Annotated in this window: 17 protein-coding genes and 1 pseudogene; 13 read left to right on the forward strand and 5 right to left on the reverse strand. The window is 40.7% G+C overall.

Annotated elements, in window-relative coordinates:
* Nucleotides 1-141: 141 nt before the first annotated feature.
* A pseudogene (locus H7U02_RS02355) lies at nucleotides 142-273 on the reverse strand (ISL3 family transposase); the annotation flags it as partial.
* 233 nt (nucleotides 274-506) lie between these two features.
* Here H7U02_RS02355 and H7U02_RS02360 point away from each other — a divergent pair.
* Nucleotides 507-1,004: a sigma factor gene (locus H7U02_RS02360; RefSeq protein WP_060973245.1), complete on the forward strand. Its 498-nt coding sequence runs from the start codon at nucleotides 507-509 to the stop codon at nucleotides 1,002-1,004.
* Nucleotides 1,005-1,111: 107 nt separating this feature from the next.
* Here the strand turns inward: H7U02_RS02360 and H7U02_RS02365 are convergent, their stop codons facing one another.
* On the reverse strand, nucleotides 1,112-1,954 hold the full coding sequence (locus H7U02_RS02365) for a mechanosensitive ion channel family protein (protein ID WP_110980928.1): 843 nt from the start codon (nucleotides 1,952-1,954) through the stop codon (nucleotides 1,112-1,114).
* 142 nt (nucleotides 1,955-2,096) lie between these two features.
* Between H7U02_RS02365 and tig the strand changes: the two genes are divergently transcribed.
* The 8 genes from tig to H7U02_RS02405 all read left to right on the forward strand — a co-directional run bounded on the left by tig (nucleotide 2,097) and on the right by H7U02_RS02405 (nucleotide 11,400).
* Complete coding sequence (gene tig, locus H7U02_RS02370; protein WP_002889721.1) at nucleotides 2,097-3,380, forward strand: trigger factor; 1,284 nt, start codon at nucleotides 2,097-2,099, stop codon at nucleotides 3,378-3,380.
* 157 nt (nucleotides 3,381-3,537) lie between these two features.
* Nucleotides 3,538-4,113, forward strand: coding sequence for a DNA-directed RNA polymerase subunit delta (gene rpoE / locus H7U02_RS02375; protein WP_002885605.1), 576 nt, complete (start codon nucleotides 3,538-3,540; stop codon nucleotides 4,111-4,113).
* A 252-nt stretch (nucleotides 4,114-4,365) separates the two neighbouring features.
* Nucleotides 4,366-5,970, forward strand: a complete 1,605-nt coding sequence (locus tag H7U02_RS02380; RefSeq protein WP_049545134.1) for a CTP synthase — start codon at nucleotides 4,366-4,368, stop codon at nucleotides 5,968-5,970.
* Nucleotides 5,971-6,064: 94 nt separating this feature from the next.
* Entirely contained in the window at nucleotides 6,065-6,535 is a 471-nt protein-coding gene (locus tag H7U02_RS02385; RefSeq protein WP_013989957.1) for a DUF3013 family protein, read from the forward strand.
* Nucleotides 6,536-6,550: 15 nt separating this feature from the next.
* Complete coding sequence (locus H7U02_RS02390) at nucleotides 6,551-7,018, forward strand: NUDIX hydrolase (protein ID WP_110980927.1); 468 nt, start codon at nucleotides 6,551-6,553, stop codon at nucleotides 7,016-7,018.
* A complete protein-coding gene (prmA, locus tag H7U02_RS02395) occupies nucleotides 6,997-7,950 on the forward strand; it encodes a 50S ribosomal protein L11 methyltransferase (RefSeq protein ID WP_013989960.1) in 954 nt (317 codons plus the stop codon). Before H7U02_RS02390 ends, prmA begins: the two co-directional genes overlap by 22 nt.
* Nucleotides 7,951-8,694: a 16S rRNA (uracil(1498)-N(3))-methyltransferase gene (locus H7U02_RS02400; protein WP_073689496.1), complete on the forward strand. Its 744-nt coding sequence runs from the start codon at nucleotides 7,951-7,953 to the stop codon at nucleotides 8,692-8,694. It begins immediately after the preceding gene.
* A 165-nt stretch (nucleotides 8,695-8,859) separates the two neighbouring features.
* Nucleotides 8,860-11,400 (forward strand): bifunctional 2',3'-cyclic-nucleotide 2'-phosphodiesterase/3'-nucleotidase, encoded by a 2,541-nt coding sequence (locus H7U02_RS02405; RefSeq protein WP_073689495.1) that lies wholly within the window; start codon nucleotides 8,860-8,862, stop codon nucleotides 11,398-11,400.
* 41 nt (nucleotides 11,401-11,441) lie between these two features.
* Here H7U02_RS02405 and nrdI read toward each other — a convergent pair whose 3' ends face one another.
* Nucleotides 11,442-11,900, reverse strand: a complete 459-nt coding sequence (gene nrdI / locus H7U02_RS02410; RefSeq protein ID WP_002883589.1) for a class Ib ribonucleoside-diphosphate reductase assembly flavoprotein NrdI — start codon at nucleotides 11,898-11,900, stop codon at nucleotides 11,442-11,444.
* 167 nt (nucleotides 11,901-12,067) lie between these two features.
* Between nrdI and H7U02_RS02415 the strand changes: the two genes are divergently transcribed.
* The 4 genes from H7U02_RS02415 (at nucleotide 12,068) to ilvA (ending at nucleotide 20,247) form a co-directional block, all read left to right on the forward strand.
* The gene (locus tag H7U02_RS02415; protein ID WP_101799888.1) at nucleotides 12,068-14,287 is read left to right on the forward strand and encodes a RelA/SpoT family protein; all 2,220 of its coding nucleotides are present in this window, start codon (nucleotides 12,068-12,070) and stop codon (nucleotides 14,285-14,287) included.
* A gap of 12 nt (nucleotides 14,288-14,299) precedes the next feature.
* Nucleotides 14,300-14,743 carry a D-aminoacyl-tRNA deacylase gene (gene dtd, locus H7U02_RS02420; RefSeq protein ID WP_014633809.1) on the forward strand — a complete coding sequence of 148 codons (444 nt, stop codon included), beginning with the start codon at nucleotides 14,300-14,302 and terminating at the stop codon, nucleotides 14,741-14,743.
* Nucleotides 14,744-15,124: 381 nt separating this feature from the next.
* Complete coding sequence (locus H7U02_RS02425) at nucleotides 15,125-18,886, forward strand: glycoside hydrolase family 66 protein (RefSeq protein ID WP_073689436.1); 3,762 nt, start codon at nucleotides 15,125-15,127, stop codon at nucleotides 18,884-18,886.
* A gap of 110 nt (nucleotides 18,887-18,996) precedes the next feature.
* On the forward strand, nucleotides 18,997-20,247 hold the full coding sequence (gene ilvA / locus H7U02_RS02430) for a threonine ammonia-lyase IlvA (protein WP_002883616.1): 1,251 nt from the start codon (nucleotides 18,997-18,999) through the stop codon (nucleotides 20,245-20,247).
* A 125-nt stretch (nucleotides 20,248-20,372) separates the two neighbouring features.
* Here ilvA and def read toward each other — a convergent pair whose 3' ends face one another.
* A complete protein-coding gene (gene def / locus H7U02_RS02435) occupies nucleotides 20,373-20,987 on the reverse strand; it encodes a peptide deformylase (RefSeq protein ID WP_201042717.1) in 615 nt (204 codons plus the stop codon).
* Nucleotides 20,988-21,080: 93 nt separating this feature from the next.
* Nucleotides 21,081-21,719 (reverse strand): Crp/Fnr family transcriptional regulator, encoded by a 639-nt coding sequence (locus H7U02_RS02440; protein WP_002883647.1) that lies wholly within the window; start codon nucleotides 21,717-21,719, stop codon nucleotides 21,081-21,083.
* Between the last annotated feature and the right edge of the window lie 107 nt (nucleotides 21,720-21,826).

A 21,826-nucleotide genomic window follows, 5' to 3' on the forward strand; every position in this document is an offset into this window, starting at 1 on the left:
AAGGGAAACCATTCGGTAGGCCTTTAGGCCTCGGCCGGTAGCAGAGGCTTTCAGCCGAAGAGCAAGCCACCCGTTCTCATGGGTTGTTTTGACTGATCTGTTTGTCAACCGTAGTGAGTGACGAAAAGCTAATATCTAGAGAGGACATAGTGGTATAGGGTAATCAAGTTTTGCTTGAATCTCGATATGAGTGTTAGTTTCAAAAACAAGTGAAATCTTGATATTTTACTCTTTATTTCCGATTAATTCGGTGGTATTCTTAATAGGTCTTATAAGTTCTTCCTAATGATGGTTTGGTCGCTTTTCATTATAGTTCTTATGGGACTTTTTGTGTATACTCAAAAAGCTCTATAAGAACTACAGTGGTTTTTATCCGCTTCAGAAATTATAGAGCCTATCATTTTTATAGTGACATATATGTCTCTATTTTATTTCTTATGTATCTCTTATAATAGGTTTCGTAATTATTTTAATTGCAAATATTTTATCTATTTATAGGAGGTTTAATGGAACAAGAAGTTTTTGTTCATGCATATGAAGTTGTAAGGCCGATTGTACTTAAGGCTAGTAGACAATATTTCATCCAACTTTGGGACCAAGCTGATATGGAGCAAGAAGCTATGATGACGCTTTATCAGCTTTTAGAAAAGTTTCCTGAATTAAAGTCTGATGATGATAAGTTACGGCGATATTTTAAAACGAAATTTAGGAATAGACTTAATGATGAGGTTAGAAGGCAGGAGTCTGTAAAACGACAAGCTAATCGACAATGTTATATCGAAATTTCAGATATTGCTTTTTGTCTCCCAAATAAAGAGTTAGATGCTGTTGATAGGCTTGTTTATGACGAGCAGCTTAATGCTTTCCGTAATCAGTTGTCTTCGGAAGATTCTACTAAGTTAGACCGTTTGCTAGCTGGGGAGTGTTTTAGAGGTCGAAAAAAGATGATTCGAGAGTTAAAATTTTGGATGGTTGATTTTGATCCTTACAATGAAGATGATTAATTCTTAATATAGAACCTTGACTAGCATTATTGATTAATATGAATAAAAAACACTTCGAAAGTAGATTTATCTTATCTATCTTTTGAAGTGTTTTTAATGTAATGAATTTATTTTACTGATATAGGGTTCCCAATGAATCTTGGAAGTTCAATATTTTCTTTGGTTAGGGCTTCTTGGTAAAGTTTTAAGAAATCAGCATAGATATGAATTTGTTGTCCATTTTGTGTAAAAATATCAATACGAAATACTAGTTGTCCAGAAGGAGTTGTGCTTAATCCAATGATATTTGGAGCTCCACAGATTTGAGGATAGTTTTCAATGTTTTCTCGATTTACTTCTTGTATGATGCTTGTCACCTTATTGATATCGGTTGACGGATAGACTGGGATATCAATTTGAGCTCTCATGTCCCCTCGAGATTTGTTGGATACAATTGTGATATTTCTGTTAGGTATAAAATGGAGGGTTCCATCAAATCCTCGAATTTGAGTAGTTCGAATACCTACGGTTGAAACAAGGCCTGTAACGGCTCCTACTTCAACTGCGTCACCGACTTCAAATTGGTTTTCTAACAATATGAAAAAACCATTAACGACATCAGATAGGAAGCCCTGAGCTCCTAGACCAAGAGCAACCCCAGCAAGTCCTGCCCCAGCAAGGAGGCTAGATACTGGGACCCCAAGGATACTAAGAAGACAGTAAACAAGGAAGAAGTATAGCACGTAGTTCATGCAATTGTGTAGTAATCGTTCAATGGTTTTTTGTCGAGCAGGTGTTTGAATTGTCCAAGCTAGAGAGCGTCCCACTGTATGTTTAAAAAGGAAGTTGATAATCTTCTTACTAAGAAGAAAGATGATGAGGAGAATAAGGAGTTTAATCCCTTTCGTAATGAGTACCATTAGGGTCTCTTCAAAATTAAATTGTTGGATGTATCTTTGTAAAATATTCATAGCTCTAGTTTATCAAAATTTTGAAAAAGTAGCAGTTTCTAACGATTTTCTTGTGATTAAATTGGATAAAAAAACTTTTAAAAGGCTTTGAAATATGGTAAACTAAACTGTATCTATAAAAAATTTTAAGGAGAATGACTACATGTCTGTATCATTTGAAAACACAGCCACTAACCGTGGTGTGGTGACATTCACTATCGGTCAAGATAAAATTCAACCAGCTTTGGATCAAGCATTTAACAAGGTTAAAAAGAATTTGAACGCTCCAGGCTTCCGTAAAGGACACATGCCTCGTGCCGTATTTAACCAAAAATTTGGTGAAGAAGCTCTTTACGACGATGCTTTGAATGCAATTCTTCCAGCAGCTTATGAAGCAGCGATTGCTGAACTTGGTCTTGATGTTGTTGCACAACCAAAAATTGATGTAAAATCAATTGAAAAAGGTCAAGATTGGACACTTACTGCAGAAGTTGTTACAAAACCTGAAGTAAAACTTGGTGCATATAAAGATCTTGAAGTTTCAGTTGAAGCTTCTAAAGAAGTTACTGATGAAGAAGTTGATGCTAAGCTTGAAAACGAACGCAAAAACTTGGCTGAATTGGTTGTTAAAGAAGGTGCAGCCGAAAATGGCGACACTGTTGTTATCGACTTTGTTGGTTCAGTAGACGGTGTTGAATTTGATGGTGGTAAAGGTGAAAACCACTCTCTTGAACTTGGTTCAGGTCAATTTATCCCAGGTTTCGAGGACCAATTGGTTGGAGCAAAAGCTGGTGATGAAGTAGAAGTTAAAGTAACTTTCCCAGAAGACTATCAAGCTGCTGACCTTGCAGGTAAAGCTGCTGTATTTGTTACTAAAGTTAACGAAGTTAAAGCTAAAGAAGTTCCAGCTCTTGATGATGAGTTGGCTAAAGATCTTGACGATGAAGTCGAAACTCTTGACGAGTTGAAAGCTAAATACCGTAAAGAACTTGAAGCAGCTAAAGAAATTGCATTTGATGACGCTGTTGAAGGTGCTGCACTTGATTTGGCTGTTGAAAACGCTGAAATCGTTGAATTGCCAGCAGAAATGGTTGAAGACGAAGTTCACCGTGCTATGAACGAATTCATGGGCAACATGCAACGTCAAGGTATCTCTCCTGAAATGTACTTCCAAATCACTGGTACAACTCAAGAAGATCTTCACAAACAATATGAAGCTGACGCTGACAAACGTGTGAAAACTAACCTTGTTATCGAAGCTGTTGCTGCTGCTGAAGGATTCGACGCTACAGAAGAAGAAATCCAAAAAGAAATTAACGATCTTGCAGCTGAGTACAACATGGAAGTATCACAAGTTTCTGCACTTCTTTCACCTGAAATGCTTAAACACGATATCACTATGAAGAAAGCTGTTGAAGTTATCACAAGCACAGCAAAAGTTAAATAATATGACTAAAATCAAGTTTCTGTTGAGACTTGATTTTTTCTTCTATAAATGCTTTGACTATTGACTCTTTTTAGCGTAAAATAAAAGGTAGCGAAAAATTGATTGCTGAGCTATTTCTGATAGAAACTAGCTTGAGTAAGAATGAAGGAGAACCACTTTGGAACTAGACGTATTTGCTGGACAAGAAAAAAGTGAATTATCAATGATTGAAGTGGCCCGTGCTATCTTAGAAACACGTGGTCGTGATAATGAAATGTATTTCAATGATTTGGTCAATGAAATTCAAAATTACTTAGAAAAATCGGATGCTGATATCCGCAATGCTTTGCCATTCTTTTATTCAGATTTGAATACGGATGGAAGTTTCATTCCACTAGGTGATAACAAATGGGGCTTGCGTTCATGGTATGCAATTGATGAAATCGATGAAGAGGTCATCACATTGGAAGATACTGATGAAAATGCACCAAAACGTAAGAACAAGAAAGTTAATGCCTTCATGGATGGTGATGAAGATGCCATCGATTATAATGACGATGATCCAGAAGACGAGAACTTTACACCTGATTCTGATAGTCTTGAATATGACGACGATAGCGAAGATGATGAGAAAGCCGAAGTGGAATCTTATGACTCTGAGTTGAATGAAATTATTCCAGATGATGATTTGGATGATGTTGAGTTGTCAGAAGAAGATGATGACGATGACTATGAGGACGAGTCAAACGACTAAGTTTTCATTGACAAATGGTCTTGGATAGTTTAGACTATTTATCGGGCACCTCTTTTGAAGAGGTCATGATTAAGGCTCCCAGAGTAAAACTCTTGGGGGTCATTTTTGTTTTTAGTCATTTACTGGACTTGTCTAAGGTGAGGTACTTTGTACGGCACCCATCAGGTACTAGGAAAGGACTATCATGATTATCTGAGTGGGTAACCAATCTGCTATCTGTAGTTGTTTTGAATTATATTATAAGGAGTTAACATGACAAAATATATTTTCGTCACTGGTGGTGTGGTATCTTCAATTGGTAAAGGGATTGTAGCTGCAAGTCTTGGGCGTTTGCTTAAGAACCGTGGTCTTAAGGTTACGATTCAAAAATTTGATCCTTACATCAATATTGACCCAGGAACAATGAGTCCTTACCAACACGGTGAAGTTTATGTCACTGATGATGGTACTGAAACTGACCTTGACCTTGGTCACTACGAACGTTTTATTGATATCAATCTTAATAAATACTCTAACGTGACTACTGGTAAGATTTATAGCGAAGTTTTGCGTAAGGAACGTAAAGGAGAGTATCTTGGTGCGACTGTTCAGGTGATTCCGCATATCACAGATGCTTTGAAAGACAAGATTAAGCGCGCAGCGACAACAACTGATTCAGATGTCATTATCACTGAAGTTGGTGGTACGGTTGGTGATATTGAAAGTCTTCCATTCCTTGAAGCTCTTCGTCAAATGAAGGCTGATGTGGGCTCTGACAACGTTATGTATATCCACACAACGCTTCTTCCTTATTTGAAGGCTGCTGGTGAAATGAAGACAAAACCAACGCAACACTCTGTTAAGGAATTGCGTGGTTTGGGTATCCAACCAAATATGTTGGTTATTCGTACAGAACAACCTGCTGGTCAGGGAATCAAGAATAAATTAGCTCAATTCTGTGATGTTGCACCTGAGGCTGTTATCGAATCACTCGACGTGGAACATATCTATCAAGTGCCACTTAATATGCAGGCTCAAGGTATGGATCAAATCGTTTGTGATCATTTGAAACTGGATGCTCCAGCTGCAGATATGACAGAGTGGTCTGCTATGGTTGATAAGGTGCTTAACCTTAAGAAAACAACTAAAATTGCTCTTGTTGGTAAGTATGTGGAGCTTCACGATGCTTACTTGTCAGTAGTTGAGGCACTTAAACACTCAGGTTTGGCAAATGATACTGCCATTGATATTGACTGGGTCAATGCTAATGATTTGACTGCTGAAAATGTTGCTTCTCGTTTGGCTGATGCTGATGGTATTATTGTTCCTGGTGGTTTCGGTCAACGTGGTACTGAAGGTAAGATTCAAGCTATTCGTTATGCACGTGAAAATGATGTGCCAATGTTAGGTGTCTGTCTCGGTATGCAATTAACATGTATTGAGTTTGCTCGCCACGTTCTTCACTTGGATGGCGCTAATTCAGCTGAGCTTGATCCAAACACAAAATATCCAATTATAGATATTATGCGTGATCAAATTGACATTGAAGACATGGGTGGTACTCTTCGTCTTGGTCTTTACCCATGTAAGTTGAAACCAGGTTCTAAGGCAGCTGCAGCTTATGGCAACCAAGAAGTTGTTCAACGTCGTCACCGTCACCGTTATGAATTCAATACTAAATTCCGTGAACAGTTTGAGGCTGAAGGTTTTGTATTCTCAGGTGTGTCACCGGATAATCGTTTGATGGAAGTTGTAGAACTCCCAGACAAGAAATTCTTTGTGGCAGCGCAATACCACCCAGAATATCATAGCCGTCCAAACCATGCTGAAGAACTTTACAGTGCCTTTGTGACAGCAGCGGTTGAAAATGCTAAATAATTATCTAAGACAGAGTGGGATAGCCTACTCTGTTTTTTATTGGCTCCTTTTATGCTAAAATAAAGGGAATAATAAGAAAGAACGAGGAAAACAAATGGCTAAATTCGGCTTTTTGTCAGTATTAGAAGAAGAACTGGATAAGCACCTGGACTATGATTTTGCGATGGACTGGGATAAAAAGAATCATGCTGTGGAAGTAACGTTTATCTTGGAAGCGCAAAACAGTAGCAATGTGGAGACTATTGATGATAAGGGTGAAGTGTCTGATGAAGATGTCATTTTTGAAGACTACGTGCTCTTTTACAATCCAGCAAAATCACGTTTTGATGAAGAGGACTACCTAGTGACAATCCCATATGAACCTAAGAAAGGTCTATCTCGTGAGTTTTTGGCCTATTTTGCGGAGACCTTGAATGAGGTGGCGACAGAAGGATTGAGTGACTTGATGGATTTTCTATCTGATGATGGACCTGAGGAATTCGGTTTGGTTTGGGACAAAGATGCTTTCGAAAAAGGGAAAGCTCAACTTGAAGAGAAGGAATTTTTTGCTTATCCAAGGTATTAAAGGGAGCGAAAAGGGATGGATGCTTATTTAAAAAATCAGTTTGATTTTACAGGTGTTAAGGCTGCCTTACTCGTAGAGCAAAGTATTTTGGTCATTCTCAGAGATAATAAACCAGATATTCCTTGGCCAAATACATGGGAGTTGCCAGGTGGTGGAAGAGAAGGTCAAGAAACGCCTCTTGAATGTCTTCAACGTGAGGTCTGGGAGGAGCTGGGCTTGACTTTGACAGAGGAATCGATTATTTGGTCGAAAATCTATCCTAGTATGTTGGATAAAGATAGGTCAGCTGTCTTTGTGGTTGGCCGAATTAGCCAAGAGCAGTATCGTGAGATTCGTTTTGGTGACGAGGGGCAGGAATTTAAACTAATGCCTGTAGAGGATTTTATAAAAGCAGAAGGTGTCATTCCCCAGTTGCAGGAACGCTTTAAAGACTATTTATCAGAAAAGGACGAAAATAATATATGGACAAATGGCAAGAATTAACGATTGAGGTTAATCGTGAGGTCGAAGAGGCGGCTTCTAATATTTTAATTGAATCTGGTAGTCAAGGTGTGGCTATTGATGATAGTGCAGATTATTTGGAAAATGCGGACCGTTTTGGTGAGCTTTATCCTGAGGTTGAACAGGTTGAGACGGTTAAAATTACGGCTTATTATCCGGAGTCAGCAGATATCGAAGCTATTACTAAGCAGGTTAATGAGCGTTTGGCTGAGTTGACGGATTTTGGTCTTGAAACTGGAGATATTCACTTGGCTACTCAAGAATTGGTTGAAGAAGACTGGGCTGAGAATTGGAAGAAGTACTATGAACCAGCTCGCATTACCCACGATTTGACTATCGTACCGTCATGGACGGATTATGAGGCATCAGTAGGTGAGAAGATTATCAAGCTAGATCCTGGCATGGCCTTTGGGACAGGAACACACCCGACAACTAAGATGAGTCTTTTTGCACTCGAACAGGTGCTTCGTGGTGGCGAGACGGTGATTGATGTGGGAACTGGTTCGGGTGTCCTCTCGATTGCTAGCTCTCTTCTTGGAGCTAAGGAAATCTATGCCTATGACCTTGACGATGTGGCGGTTCGAGTGGCACAGGAAAACATTGATATGAATCCTGGCATGGAAAATATCCACGTTGCTGCAGGTGATCTTTTGAAGGGAGTAACTCAAGAAGCTGATGTTATCGTGGCTAATATTTTGGCGGATATTCTCATCCATCTGACGGAAGATGCCTACCGTTTGGTTAAAGATGAAGGTTATTTGATTATGTCAGGGATTATCTCTGAAAAATGGGATATGGTGCGTGAATCGGCTGAGAAAGCTGGTTTCTTCCTAGAAACTCACATGGTTCAGGGAGAGTGGAATGCTTGTGTCTTCAAGAAGACAGATGATATTTCAGGTGTGATCGGAGGCTAAATGCAACAGTATTTTATAAAGGGGCAAGTTGAAAATCCAGTAATCATCAAAGATAAGGATACTGTGAAGCATATGTTTAACGTTATGCGTTTAACAGAGGATGATCAGGTTGTCTTGGTTTTTGAAGACGGTATCAAGCGTCTTGCGCGTGTGACTGACCGTGAGAACCATGTCTTTGAAGTGATTGAAGACTTAAATGATAATGTTGAGATGCCTGTATCTGTAACCATTGCCTCTGGCTTTCCCAAGGGAGATAAGCTAGAGTTGGTGACACAAAAGGCAACAGAGCTTGGAGCTCAGGCTATTTGGTCCTTCCCTGCCGACTGGTCTGTGGTCAAGTGGGATGGTAAGAAGCTTGCCAAGAAGGAAGATAAACTTGCCAAGATTGCTCTAGGAGCTGCAGAACAATCCAAGCGTAATCGTGTTCCAGAAGTTAGATTGTTCGAGAAGAAGGGAGAATTTCTATCAGAATTAGATAATTTTGATAAGATTTTTATCGCCTATGAGGAAACCGCCAAAGCGGGCGAGTTGGCTACTCTAGCTCGTGAGTTGGCTCAGGTAGAGAGTGGTCAGAAAATTCTCTTTATCTTTGGACCAGAAGGTGGTATTTCTCCGTCTGAGATTGATGCTTTTGAGGAAGCTGGTGGCCTTAAAATTGGGCTTGGACCGCGTATTATGCGGACGGAAACGGCTCCTCTCTACGCTTTGAGTAGTGTCAGTTATGCCCTAGAATTGAATAAATAAGAGAAAGTTGGCCTTGTTCCAACTTTTTTTGTATTTGACACTTTTAAGCTAAGATTGCATCTTGCCATTGGTTTTGTATGACAAATCGAGTAATTCTAAAAAAGTTGATAATCTTATTTAGTTTTAATATAATTGTATTATCTTTATAAAAGGGGAAGATTTTTAATGAAAACGAATCGTTATGTGACTCAATCCGCTGTGGTTTTGGGCCTTTTTGCTCTCTTGACCGTGCCACAAGTCGTAGGGCAAGCTGATGAAGCAACGGCACCTGTATCAACTACTTCTACGGAAACTGTGGCAGATAGTGGTGCATCAGTAGTATCAGGACAAGGAACTTCTGGGACAGCTGTTCAAGGAGGAACAGAGACTGTCTCTGCTACACCAACAACAGTAGCGACAAATGCGTCTACAGAGACATCAGCTAATACCTCAACGACCCAAGCAAGTCAAGAAGCCAGTGCTGTTTTGACGAATGCCAATCAGGTGACACCAGCAGTGCCAGTACAGGCTGAAACTGTTACAGAGCCTGCTCATGAGGGGCAGACCGTTGATATGCAGATTTTGTCAACAACAGACCTTCATACCAACTTAGTTAACTATGATTATTATCAAGATAAGCCGTCTCAAACAGTTGGTTTGTCTAAAACTGCTGTCCTTATCAAAAAAGCCCGTGAAACCAATCCCAATACGGTTTTAGTGGACAGTGGGGATACGATTCAGGGAACTCCTTTTGGGACTTATAAGGCTTTGATTGATCCTGTTGCCCAAGGTGAGACTCACCCTATGTATAAGGCTTTTGAGATGCTTGGTTACGATGCCGAAACGCTTGGCAACCACGAGTTTAACTATGGCCTAGAATTTTTGGATCGTATGGTTAAGGCTGCTAAGATCAACATTATCAATGCCAATGTGCGTAATGCTCAGACTGGTGATTACTATTACAATCCATATAAGATTGTTAACAAGACCTTTACTGATACGGACGGCAAACAGGTAACACTAAAAATCGGTATTACTGGTGTCCTTCCAACACAGATTTTGGTTTGGGATAAGGCCAACCTTGAAGGTAAGGTAACCGTTGATGATCCAATGGAGGCTGTTAAGGCTATCGTTCCTAAGATGAAGGCTGCAGGAGCTGACTATATTCTTGTTGCTGCTCACTCTGGTATTGGTGATAATGAATACACTAAGAACGAAGAAAATGAAGGTTACCAAATTGCTGGTATCGAAGGCGTTGATGCTGTTGCGACAGGGCATTCTCACGCGGATTTCCCAAATGGAGACGGTACGAGTTTTTATGCGAAATACCCTGGTGTAGATGATGTCAATGGTCTCATCAATGGGAAACCTGTGGTTATGGCTGGTAAATTCGGGGATCATCTAGGTATCATGGATGTTAAATTGACTTACACGGACGGCAAATGGAAAGTTGTCAATAGTAAGGCCAAGCTTGAAAAGATTGATACTAAGTCAGATGTTGCGGACAAGGACTTAATTGACATGGCAGCTCATGACCATAATGGAACAATCAACTATGTTCGTAAGGAAGTTGGTGAGACTACTGCACCAATTACTAGCTACTTTGCTCAGGTTCAGGATGATCCATCTATTCAAATCGTTAATAATGCACAACTATGGTATGCTAAAAAACAAGTAGCGGGAACAGCAGATGAGAATCTTCCACTCCTCTCAGCTGCAGCACCTTTCAAGGCAGGGACTCGTGGGGATGCGACCTACTATACCGATATCCCAGCTGGCCCATTGGCCATTAAGAACGTCGCAGACCTCTACCTCTACGACAATGTTACTGCCCTACTCAAAGTGACTGGGGCACAAATTAAAGAATGGTTGGAAATGTCTGCAGGACAGTTCAATCAAATTGATCCTAACAGCAAAGAACCACAGCAACTCATTAACAGTAGCTATCGCTCATACAATTATGATGTGATTGATGGGTTGACTTATAAGTTTGATTTGACACAACCTAACAAATACGATCGCGAAGGTAAGTTGGTTAACCCAGACGCTAGCCGTGTTCGTGACTTGGCTTATCAAGGTAAACCTATTGATTTGAATCAGACTTTCCTTGTCGTGACTAACAACTATCGTGCGACTGGTAACTTCCCTGGTGTTAAAGATGCTGCCGAAAAACGCCTCCTCAATCTTGAGAATCGTCAGGCCATCATTGATTATATCGTTAGCGAGAAGACAATTAACCCAACTGCCGATGGAAATTGGAGTTTCGTTCCTAATATCACGAATGCAGATATCCGTTTTGCTTCATCTGACAATGCGCGTGCCCACCTTGCAGGTCAGGATGCCATTAGTTATGTAGGACCATCAACACAAGCAGGATTTGCAGAGTACCGCTTGATTGTTAAGGAAAAGGCAAATCAAGTTGAGGATACGACTAAGAAAGAATCTGAGAAGTCACCAAAAGGTTCTGAGACAGCGGATCAAACTAAGCGTGAGACACCAAAAGCTACTGTAGGTGCCAGCGTGGCTAAACCTGCCCCAGCTATCCAATTGTCAAATGCTCAAGTCGTTATCTTGCCTCAAGCTCAAGCACAAGAAGCTCAAGGTTCAAGTTCAGTTAAGGCCTTGCCAAACACTGGTTCAGACGAATCTGTGTCGGCAACTTTAGCTGGTCTGATTCTTATGACCTTGGTTGGATTCTTTGGAATCAAAAAACACGAAAAAAATTAAGCAAAGGAAAAAGCCCCTATCAGGGCTTTTTTGCTCTAGTTTTAGCGTTGGTTAAAGTTCTTTTGGGCTTCTAGGATAATAGGTGCCAGACGTTCGATATCAGACTGTGTGCCGCGTAGCTCGAAGTCTCCCAACATTGGGAAGCCAAAACGTTGACTGTACTGTTTGGCGGTTAGGCAGTACTGGTTATTGAAGTTACGGTTACCAGAACCGATGATACCAAAACAACGTTCGTGATTGCCATGGGCCGCGATAAAGTCACCCAGTGGATTGGTTAGGATCTCAACATCTCCATTGTCAACGCCATTTCCTCCTTCAAGGTAGGTTGGTAAGAGTGCGACAAAGGGTTCATCTACTTGGAAGGTTTCATGATTAAGCTCTTTAATATTGATTTGGCGACATTCAATCCCGTGGTTGAGGGACAGATAGTCAGACATACGTTTGACAAAGCTTTGGGTATTGCCACTTAGACTAATATAAACGAGGGTAAGTTGAGACATAAGCGTCCTCTTTCTATCTATATCTTGTGTTTGTTCAATCATTCTAACACAAGATATTGTGCTTTTCAAGTTAGCTCCTTGTACTTAAGAATTGCCTATCTAGCTCTTTTTCTTTACTTGTAAAAGTGATAAAATAAAGGTTATTAAAAGAAGCGAAGGAAGAAATCATGGCTAAAGATAAAAATGTAACAGGAGAAGAAATTTTAGACATTTGTTCGGCCTACATGTCAGCAAATGATTTGAAATTAGTTGAAAAAGCCTGGCATTATGCGACAGATGCTCATAGTGGGCAATCTCGACAGTCAGGAGAACCTTATATTATTCACCCTATTCAAGTGGCAGGTATCCTGGCAGATCTCCATCTTGATGCAGTGACAGTAGCCTGTGGTTTCTTACACGATGTCGTTGAAGACACCGAAAAAACACTCGATGATTTGGAAGCGGATTTTGGTACAGATGTACGAAATATCGTGGATGGTGTTACTAAGCTTGGTAAGGTTGAGTACAAGTCCCATGAGGAGCAGTTGGCTGAAAACCACCGTAAGATGCTTATGGCCATGTCTAAGGATATCCGTGTCATCTTGGTTAAATTGGCCGACCGTTTGCACAATATGCGTACCCTTAAGCATCTTCGTAAGGATAAGCAAGAGCGCATTTCTCGCGAAACTATGGAAATCTATGCTCCTTTGGCCCACCGTTTAGGTATTAGTCGTATCAAATGGGAATTGGAAGATATGTCCTTCCGTTACCTTAATGAGGTGGAATTTTACAAGATTTCTCACATGATGAAGGAAAAACGTCGTGAGCGTGAGGAACTCGTGGACGAGATTGTCGATAAAATTAAGACTTACACAGCTGAACAAGGACTTGTTGGTGATGTTTATGGTCGTCCAAAGCATATCTACTCTATTTATCGTAAGATGCGCGACAAGAAAAAGCGCTTTGATCAAATCTATGATTTGATTGCCATCCGTTGTGTTATGGAGACGCATAGTGATGTTTACGCCATGTTGGGATACATCCATGAACTCTGGCGTCCGATGCCTGGCCGTTTTAAAGACTATATTGCCAATCCTAAATCCAATGGTTACCAGTCTATCCATACAACGGTTTATGGGCCAAAAGGGCCTATTGAAATTCAAATCCGTACCAAGGAAATGCACCAAGTTGCCGAATACGGGGTTGCAGCTCACTGGGCTTACAAGAAAGGTATCAAGGGCAAGGTAGATTCGAAAGAGTCTGCTTTGGGAATGAACTGGATTAAAGATCTTGTTGAACTTCAAGACGCCTCAAATGGTGATGCTATGGGGTTTGTGGACTCTGTTAAAGAGGATATCTTCTCAGAGCGTATTTATGTCTTTACGCCAAATGGTGCTGTTCAGGAATTGCCTAAAGATTCAGGACCTATTGACTTTGCCTATGCCATCCATACCCAAGTTGGTGAGAAGGCCACAGGTGCTAAGGTTAATGGTCGTATGGTGCCCTTGACTGCTAAACTCAAGACAGGTGATGTGGTTGAGATTGTCACCAATGCCAATTCCTTTGGTCCTAGCCGTGACTGGATTAAGATGGTTAAGACCACTAAGGCCAGAAATAAAATTCGTCAATTCTTTAAAAATCAGGACAAGGAAGCTTCCATCACCAAGGGTCGTGAGCTTTTGATTGCCTACTTCCAAGAGCATGGCTATATTGCCAATAAGTACCTAGACAAGAAACATATTGAGGAAATTCTCCCTCGTATGAGTGTGCGTAGTGAAGAAGCTCTCTATGCCGCTGTTGGTTTTGGTGAAATTAGTGCTGCTGCTGTTTTCAATCGTTTGACAGAAAAAGAACGCCGTGAGGAAGAGCGTGCGAAGGCAAAAGCTGAAGCTGAAGAGCTAATGAACGGTGGCGAAGTTAAGACTGAGAAGAAAGAAGTTCTCAAGGTTAAGAGTGAAAATGGCGTCATCATTCAAGGTGCTTCAGGTCTCCTCATGCGTATCGCTAAGTGCTGTAACCCAGTACCTGGAGATGAGATTGAAGGTTATATCACCAAGGGCCGTGGAATTGCTATTCACCGTTCCGATTGTAATAATATCAAGAGTCAAGAAGGTTATGAGCAACGTCTAATTGAAGTGGAGTGGGATGAACGTAATGCCAATAAATCTTATTTGGCAGAGATTGACATCTATGGCCTTAACCGTTCTGGTCTGTTGAATGATGTTCTTCAAATCTTGTCAAATACGACCAAGAGTATTGCTACGGTCAATGCGCAACCGACTAAGGACATGAAGTTTGCCAATATTCACGTTAGCTTTGAAATTGCAAACCTTATTGAATTGACTGGTCTTGTGGATAAGATTAAAATTATCCCTGATGTTTACAGTGTTAAACGTACGAATGGTTAAGGAGTTACTGCGATGAAGATTGTAATTCAGCGTGTGCAAAGTGCCTCTGTGGTTATTGAGGATTGTACAGTTGGCGCTATTAAGCAGGGACTCTTACTCTTGGTTGGAGTTGGTCCCGAGGACACCAAAGAGGACCTAGAGTATGCAGTTCGTAAGATTGTCAATATGCGCATTTTTTCAGATGAAGATGGCAAGATGAATCTTTCTGTTAAGGATATTGGCGGCCAGATTTTGTCGATTTCTCAGTTTACGCTTTTTGCAGATACGAAAAAGGGGAATCGACCAGCATTTACAGGTGCTGCAAAGCCCGACATGGCTAGCCAGTTATATGACGATTTCAACCATTCCTTGTCAACTCATGTTCCTGTAGAAAGAGGACGCTTTGGCGCAGATATGCAGGTTAGCCTGGTTAATGACGGACCTGTGACCATTATTTTAGATACCAAAAATCGATAAACAAACCATTTCTCGCCTTGTGTGAGAGGTGGTTTTTTTATTCTCTCACATGAACTATTTAGGTGATGGATTTTCATTATTTGGGATTTATTTTTGTCATTTAAAGTAGACTGAATCAAGTGAATATTTAATGAAATTAGAAAATGTTGTTCTCAAATTTCTGAAAAAACCTGACCATTCATGATGAAAAAATTACCGTTTACGAGGATTACCGGAAATTCCCTTGTCTTACAAAAAAGATTAAGTTAACATTAGTTTCATAAGAAACACCAAGCGATTTTTATGAAACTAAAAATAACTCGAGTTTACAGCATGCAAATACAAATAGTGATAATTTGAAACGCCGAGGTGATTTAAACTTTTTTAGAGGGATAGAGAGATATGTCAAAGAAAGTAGCGTCAACTAAATTATTATCAGGTTTGTTTGTAGCCGGTGGTGTCCTAGGGATGAATCAGGTTGCCAAGGCAGATAACGTGGTCAGTTCAGAAGCAACAAAACCAGTTATTACAACTGAAGCAGATAACTTGGTGGTGGTACCAACTGAGGCCGTTGCTCCAGTAGCGACAACAGAAGTAGGTCCATCATCTGCTGCTGTTGCGACAGATACTGCAACAACAGCGACAGCTTCTACAATCTTTTCACAAGCTGTGCCAGCAGAGAGTGCTAGCTCAGAAACGCTTGTAGCCAGTGAAGCACTAGCTCCTGAGTCAGCTGCTGTGGAAACCATCACGTCATCATTTGATAATGCTACTGAAGCAGGACGCCATTCAACTGCTCAAGTAACACCAGTTACAGAAGTGACAGAGCAAAACTTGAATGGTGATGCCTACTTGACAGATCCAGAAACAACAAAAGCAGCCTATAGCAAGACAGATGGTGATATTAATTATTCCGTTGTTGTATCTAATCCAACAGCAGAAACTAAGACGATGACTGTCAACTTGACACTTCAACATGCTTCAGAAATCATTGGTCAAGATAACGTTGACCTCACGCTAGCGGCAGGAGCTTCAGCTAAGGTTTCAAACTTGACAGTAGCGTCAGAGTGGTTGACAAACAATACAGGTTACTTGGTGACAATCAGTGTCAACGATAAATCAGGTAGTACTTTGTCAAGCAAGCGTGCTGGCTTGTCTGTTGAAGATGATTGGACAGTTTTCCCACGTTACGGTATTGTAGCAGGTTCGCCAACTGATCAAAACAGTATTCTTGTTAAAAATCTTGAAGCCTACCGTAAAGAGCTTGAGCTCATGAAATCTATGAATATCAATTCATATTTCTTCTATGATGCTTATAATGAAGCTACAGATCCTTTCCCAGAAGGTATCGATAGCTTTGTTCAAAAATGGAATACCTGGAGTCACACTCAGGTTGATACTAAGGCTGTTAAAGAATTGGTTGACCAAGTTCATAAGTCAGGTGCTGTTGCCATGCTTTATAACATGATTTCAGCAGATTCAAATCCAAAGAATCCAGCACTTCCACTTGTTGCTTTGGCTTATAACTTCTACGATAGCTTTGGTAAGAAGGGTGAACCGATGACTTACACTATCGGTGATAACCCAACTCAAGTTTACTATGATCCAGCGAATCCAGATTGGCAAAAATACATCGCAGGTGTCATGAAATCAGCTATGGATCGTATGGGATTCGATGGTTGGCAAGGTGATACAATTGGTGACAACCGTGTGACTGATTATGAGCACCGTAACAGCACAGACGAGGCTGACTCACACATGATGTCTGATTCATATGCATCATTTATTAATGCCATGAAGGACCTCATCGGTGAAAAGTACTACATCACAATCAATGATGTTAATGGTGGTAATGATGATAAACTAGCCAAGGCACGTCAAGATGTTGTTTATAATGAGCTTTGGACAAATGGTGGTTCAGTTATTCCAGGACGTATGCAGGTTGCCTATGGTGATTTGAAAGCACGTATCGATATGGTACGCAATAAAACTGGTAAATCACTTATCGTTGGTGCCTACATGGAAGAACCAGGTATTGACTATACTGTTCCTGGTGGAAAAGCAACTAACGGTGCAGGTAAAGATGCCCTTGCTGGTAAGCCATTGCAAGCTGATGCGACTCTTCTCGTAGATGCGACAGTAGCTGCAGCCGGTGGTTATCACATGTCCATTGCAGCCCTTGCCAATGCTAATGCAGCCCTTAACGTTCTTCAAAGTGCCTATTACCCAACTCAATACCTCAGTGTGGCTAAGGACACTATTCGTAAGCTTTACAATTACCAACAGTTCATCACTGCTTATGAAAATCTTCTCCGTGGTGAGGGTGTGACTAACAGCACTCAGTCTGTATCTACCAAGAATGCTTCTGGTGAAATCCTTTCTAAAGATGCTCTTGGTGTGACAGGAAATCAAGTTTGGACATTTGCTAAATCAGGAAAAGGTTTCTCAACTGTTCAAATGATTAACATGATGGGCATCAATGCGGGCTGGCATAATGAAGAGGGTTATGCGGACAATAAAACACCGGACGCACAAGAAAATCTCACAGTTCGTCTTAGTCTAGCAGGTAAAACAGCTCAAGAAGCAGCTAAAATTGCTGATCAAGTCTATGTGACATCACCAGATGATTGGGCAACTTCAAGCATGAAGAAGGCACAAGCAAGCCTTGAAACAGATGAAAATGGTCAACCAGTGCTTGTCATTTCAGTTCCTAAACTAACTCTTTGGAACATGCTCTATATCAAGGAAGACACAACAGCAACACCGGTAGAACCAGTTATCTTGAAACCAGTTACTAACCAAGCTGGTAAGAAAGTAGATAATACAGTAACATCTGAAGCAAGCTCAGAAACAGCTAAATCAGAAAATACAACAGTAAATAAAGGTTCAGAGGCTCCAACTGATACGAAACCATCTGTTGAAGCTCCTAAACTAGATGAAACAACTAAACCAGCACCATCAGTTGACGAGTTAGTAAACTCAGCAGCTGTTCCAGTGGCGATAGCTGTGTCAGAGACCGCACATGATAAGAAAGATGACAACTCAGTATCTAATACGGATCAAGGTACAGTAGCATCAGATTCAATCACTACACCAGCTTCAGAGGCTGCAAGCACAGCTGCCTCAACAGTCTCATCAGAAGTATCAGAAAGTGTAACAGTATCATCGGAAGCATCAGAAACTGAAAATAGTTCAGTAGCATCAACTTCAGAGTCAGCAATTTCAACGACGACAGCAATTTCAGAATCACATACAGTAGTTGAACCAGTGGCTTCTTTGACAGAATCAGAGAGTCGGGCAAGCACTAGCCTTGTTTCAGAAACTACTAGCACAATTGTCTCAGTTGCTCCGTCAGAAGTATCAGAAAGCACAACAGTATCATCGAAGGTCTCAGAAACTGATATTATCTCAGCAGCATCAACTTCAGAGACTTCAGCATCTGAATCAGAGAATTCAATCAGCACAGTCGTTTCAGAATCAGAAGTAGTTGAAGAACCAGCTGTTTCATTGACAGAATCAGAAAGTCAAGTGAGCACTTCAGAAGTGACTTCGGCGATTTCAGAAACAGTAAGCACATCAGAGGAAGTCATCCTTGATGGACTATCAGAAAACATCAATAGTTGGAATAGACTCTCTGTAGCTCCTCGCGTCTCAGAAACCTTACCAAGTACTTCTGAAACGATTACAGAAGCAGCATCACTCTTTAGCAACTATGCAAGATATTCAGAAACAGCAAGCTCAGAATCTCACTCTATGGTAGCAGCTTCTTCAGAAGTTTCTATTGAAAAATTAGCAGTATCTATCTTGAAAGATACTGAGGGTGGCTTGTACGATGCTACAACAATCAGAAATATTGTTGAGATGATTGATAGCATTACAACAAATGTCAGCTATACTCGCAGTAGCCGTCAAGACCTTGTCAATACAGCTTCGTCAGATAATACTTACAATGGTAGTCAAGATCTTAACCTTGCAAGTAAGACAACGACGCAAGCAGGTGAAAAAGGAACAACTGAAGATCTTAAGGCTACAATTGCTAAAACAGCAAAATCTCACAAGTGGGGAGAACATGCTGTAGCTATCCTTACAGCTATTGTCCTTGCAGGTGCGGCAACCCTTGCAGCTCTTCGTAACTTCTTGATGTCAAAAAAAGTTGATAAATAATAAGTAGAACTCTTTGTGTAAACAAGGAGTTTTCTTTATACTGGCTGCTATTTTTTCTGAAAATTGTGATACAATAGAAATAGTTTGAATATTGTGTCAAAGGAGAGCCAATGATTACTGCAAATGATATCGTAAAGGCTAATGAAGTCTTAAAAAACGTGGTGGAACGCACACCACTAGATTTTGATCGCTACCTATCTGAAAAATACGGGGCGACCATTTATATTAAAAAAGAAAATATGCAAAAGGTACGCTCTTTCAAATTGCGTGGAGCCTACTATGCTATCCATCAATTGAGTGATGAGGATAAGGCGCGTGGTGTGGTTTGTGCATCAGCCGGAAACCATGCTCAGGGGGTTGCCTACACTTGTAACGAGATGAAGATTCCGGCAACCATCTTTATGCCAGTAACAACACCTCTCCAAAAAATTGGTCAAGTCCGTTTCTTTGGTGGCAAGTTTGTAACAATCAAATTGGTGGGAGATACCTTTGATGCTTCTGCCCAAGCAGCGCAGGAATATACCAAGTCTGAAGGGATGACTTTCATTGATCCATTCGACGATTATAATGTCCAAGCGGGGCAAGGAACTGTTGCTTATGAAATTTATGAGCAGGCTCAAGAGGAAGGTGTTTCCTTCGATAGTATCTTGGTTCCAGTAGGTGGTGGCGGCCTTATCTCTGGTGTAGCTACCTATATCAAGGATGTAGCACCGTCTATGGAGGTTATTGGTGTTGAGGCTAGTGGTGCTCGTAGTATGCGTGCTGCCTTTGACCGTGGTTATCCTGTAAAACTCGAAGAAATTGATAAGTTTGCGGACGGGATTGCTGTTCAAAAGGTAGGTGTCAAGACCTATGAAGTCGCACGTAAATATGTTGACCGCCTCTTGGGAGTTGATGAAGGATTGATTTCAGAAACCCTAATTGATATGTACTCTAAGGTTGGTACCATTGCAGAACCCGCAGGTGCGGCATCAGTGGCAGCTTTGGAAGTGATCAAAGATGAGATTAAAGGAAAAACCATCGTCTGCATCATTTCAGGTGGTAACAATGACATCAACCGTATGCCAGAGATGGAAGAACGTGCGCTTATCTACGATGGTATCAAGCATTACTTTGTGGTTAACTTCCCACAACGTCCTGGTGCCCTTCGTGAATTTGTAAATGATATCTTGGGACCAAATGATGATATCACTCGTTTTGAGTACATCAAACGTGCTAATAAAGGAAAAGGTCCGGTTCTCATTGGTATAGCTCTTAGTGATAAGAACGACTATGATGGACTTCTCGAGCGTCTTTCGGCCTTTGACCCAAGTTATATCAACCTTCACGGTAACGAAACACTATACAATATGCTTGTCTGAGGACAGGTTCAGACAATGAAAAAAGAATCGACGAAGTCGGTTCTTTTCTACTTTGACTTAGCTATAAAGTGGTACTAATGCCTTATCTTCAAACTAAAACCCCAGTATTTCTACTGAGGTTTTCTTTATTCGATAATTAAGAGTCCATCTTTAATAGCGAATGGATTGTCTTTATTGATGCGGTCGTAGAACATGATACCGTTAGTATGGTCGATTTCATGTTGAACAACGATTGAGTTGTAACCACGGAGTTTAACACGTTGCTTTTCGCCCTCTTTGTTGAAGTATTCAACAGTTACACGAGCATGACGAACCACGTAACCAGGAACGTCGCGGTCAACTGAGAGGCATCCTTCGCCATCGCCCAAAGCAGCATCCTGAACAGAATGGGCAACTACTTTAGGGTTGTACATGATTTCTTGAAGGCTATATGCTTCTTTTGGTGGATTACCTTCAGCGTCTTCAGGGTTTGGAACGAGAATAGCGATAATGCGTTTTGAAATATCTAATTGAGGGGCTGCAAGACCGACTCCCCCACGAAGCCCCATTTTTTCGGCAATAACAGGATCTTGTGAGTTACGAAGAAACTGCATCATTTTTTCACCTAGGATAATGTCTTCGTCTGATAGTGGGAAGGTTACATCTTCAGCGACAGCACGCAAGGTTGGATTTCCTTCGCGAATGATATCATTCATATCAATCATATGGCTGGCGCGGATAATTTTGGTTTGAGCGTCCATTTGTTTACCTCTATTTTCTTTGATTTACTTGTTTATAACTATAGCACAAAAGGGTTGAAAATTAAACCATCAAGGATTAAAGTGAGGCTTTTTCTAATCGATAAAAGCCAGTTTTTCCAAGGTTTGTCTCTCTAAAATACGATAGGTTTTAAAGGCCTCTTTTTCGATAATTCCCTGGTCGATAAATTGTTTGATGACTCGCTGTACATGACGATAGCTAGTTCCAAAACGGGAAGCTAAAATAGATGGCGATAATTGAAAGATATTCTCTTCTTCACTATTCAAAATATGGGTGGCCAGACGCTCTTTGACAGAGTAGCTCGCATTCGTTGAAGCAGTGATACCTTGCTTATGCAGTGCCATAGCCAGGTTACGTCCAATTTGGTAGAGAAAAACAGGGTCTTTGAGGAGTTCTTCTTTATTATTTAATGGGAGCTGAACTGCTTGAACCTCTTCTAAAGCAATGACTGATGATCCTGCTGGTTGGTTGGTCATGAGTTCTACATCTCCCAATATCTGAGGCTGATTGAGCGTTTCTAGGATATGTTCTTTACCATTGAAGAGAGAACGAACAATTTTTACCTTTCCTGATAAAATGTAGGTCAGCTCAGTGATAGCTTGCCCTTGGGTACAAATATAATCGTTCTTTTGAAAGGTGACTTTCTGTAATTGGTTGAGGTAGGGGGGTGGAAAGACCTGGTCAAGTTGAGGTCTTATGGTATGATTACGCATACATCTCCTTTTTTAGGACCTAGGTCCTATTTTTTAAAGTCTCCTTAGATTATAATGAAAAAATAACTATTAGACAAGTAAGGAAAGGATGTTCTTATCCCTATATT

Source organism: Streptococcus sp. 3.1, from assembly GCF_016648915.1.
GTDB classification, from domain to species: domain Bacteria; phylum Bacillota; class Bacilli; order Lactobacillales; family Streptococcaceae; genus Streptococcus; species Streptococcus salivarius_E.

Excerpts from the sequence above, each read along its gene's own strand:
- H7U02_RS02365 (WP_110980928.1), bottom strand. The coding sequence starts at position 1,954 with ATGAATATTTTACAAAGATACATCCAACAATTTAATTTTGAAGAGACC.
- ilvA (WP_002883616.1), top strand. The coding sequence starts at position 18,997 with ATGATTACTGCAAATGATATCGTAAAGGCTAATGAAGTCTTAAAAAAC.
- prmA (WP_013989960.1), top strand. The coding sequence starts at position 6,997 with ATGGACAAATGGCAAGAATTAACGATTGAGGTTAATCGTGAGGTCGAA.
- H7U02_RS02405 (WP_073689495.1), top strand. The coding sequence starts at position 8,860 with ATGAAAACGAATCGTTATGTGACTCAATCCGCTGTGGTTTTGGGCCTT.
- H7U02_RS02380 (WP_049545134.1), top strand. The coding sequence starts at position 4,366 with ATGACAAAATATATTTTCGTCACTGGTGGTGTGGTATCTTCAATTGGT.
- dtd (WP_014633809.1), top strand. The coding sequence starts at position 14,300 with ATGAAGATTGTAATTCAGCGTGTGCAAAGTGCCTCTGTGGTTATTGAG.
- H7U02_RS02360 (WP_060973245.1), top strand. The coding sequence starts at position 507 with ATGGAACAAGAAGTTTTTGTTCATGCATATGAAGTTGTAAGGCCGATT.
- H7U02_RS02425 (WP_073689436.1), top strand. The coding sequence starts at position 15,125 with ATGTCAAAGAAAGTAGCGTCAACTAAATTATTATCAGGTTTGTTTGTA.
- H7U02_RS02415 (WP_101799888.1), top strand. The coding sequence starts at position 12,068 with ATGGCTAAAGATAAAAATGTAACAGGAGAAGAAATTTTAGACATTTGT.
- H7U02_RS02385 (WP_013989957.1), top strand. The coding sequence starts at position 6,065 with ATGGCTAAATTCGGCTTTTTGTCAGTATTAGAAGAAGAACTGGATAAG.
- def (WP_201042717.1), bottom strand. The coding sequence starts at position 20,987 with ATGGACGCTCAAACCAAAATTATCCGCGCCAGCCATATGATTGATATG.
- tig (WP_002889721.1), top strand. The coding sequence starts at position 2,097 with ATGTCTGTATCATTTGAAAACACAGCCACTAACCGTGGTGTGGTGACA.
- H7U02_RS02440 (WP_002883647.1), bottom strand. The coding sequence starts at position 21,719 with ATGCGTAATCATACCATAAGACCTCAACTTGACCAGGTCTTTCCACCC.
- nrdI (WP_002883589.1), bottom strand. The coding sequence starts at position 11,900 with ATGTCTCAACTTACCCTCGTTTATATTAGTCTAAGTGGCAATACCCAA.
- H7U02_RS02390 (WP_110980927.1), top strand. The coding sequence starts at position 6,551 with ATGGATGCTTATTTAAAAAATCAGTTTGATTTTACAGGTGTTAAGGCT.
- H7U02_RS02400 (WP_073689496.1), top strand. The coding sequence starts at position 7,951 with ATGCAACAGTATTTTATAAAGGGGCAAGTTGAAAATCCAGTAATCATC.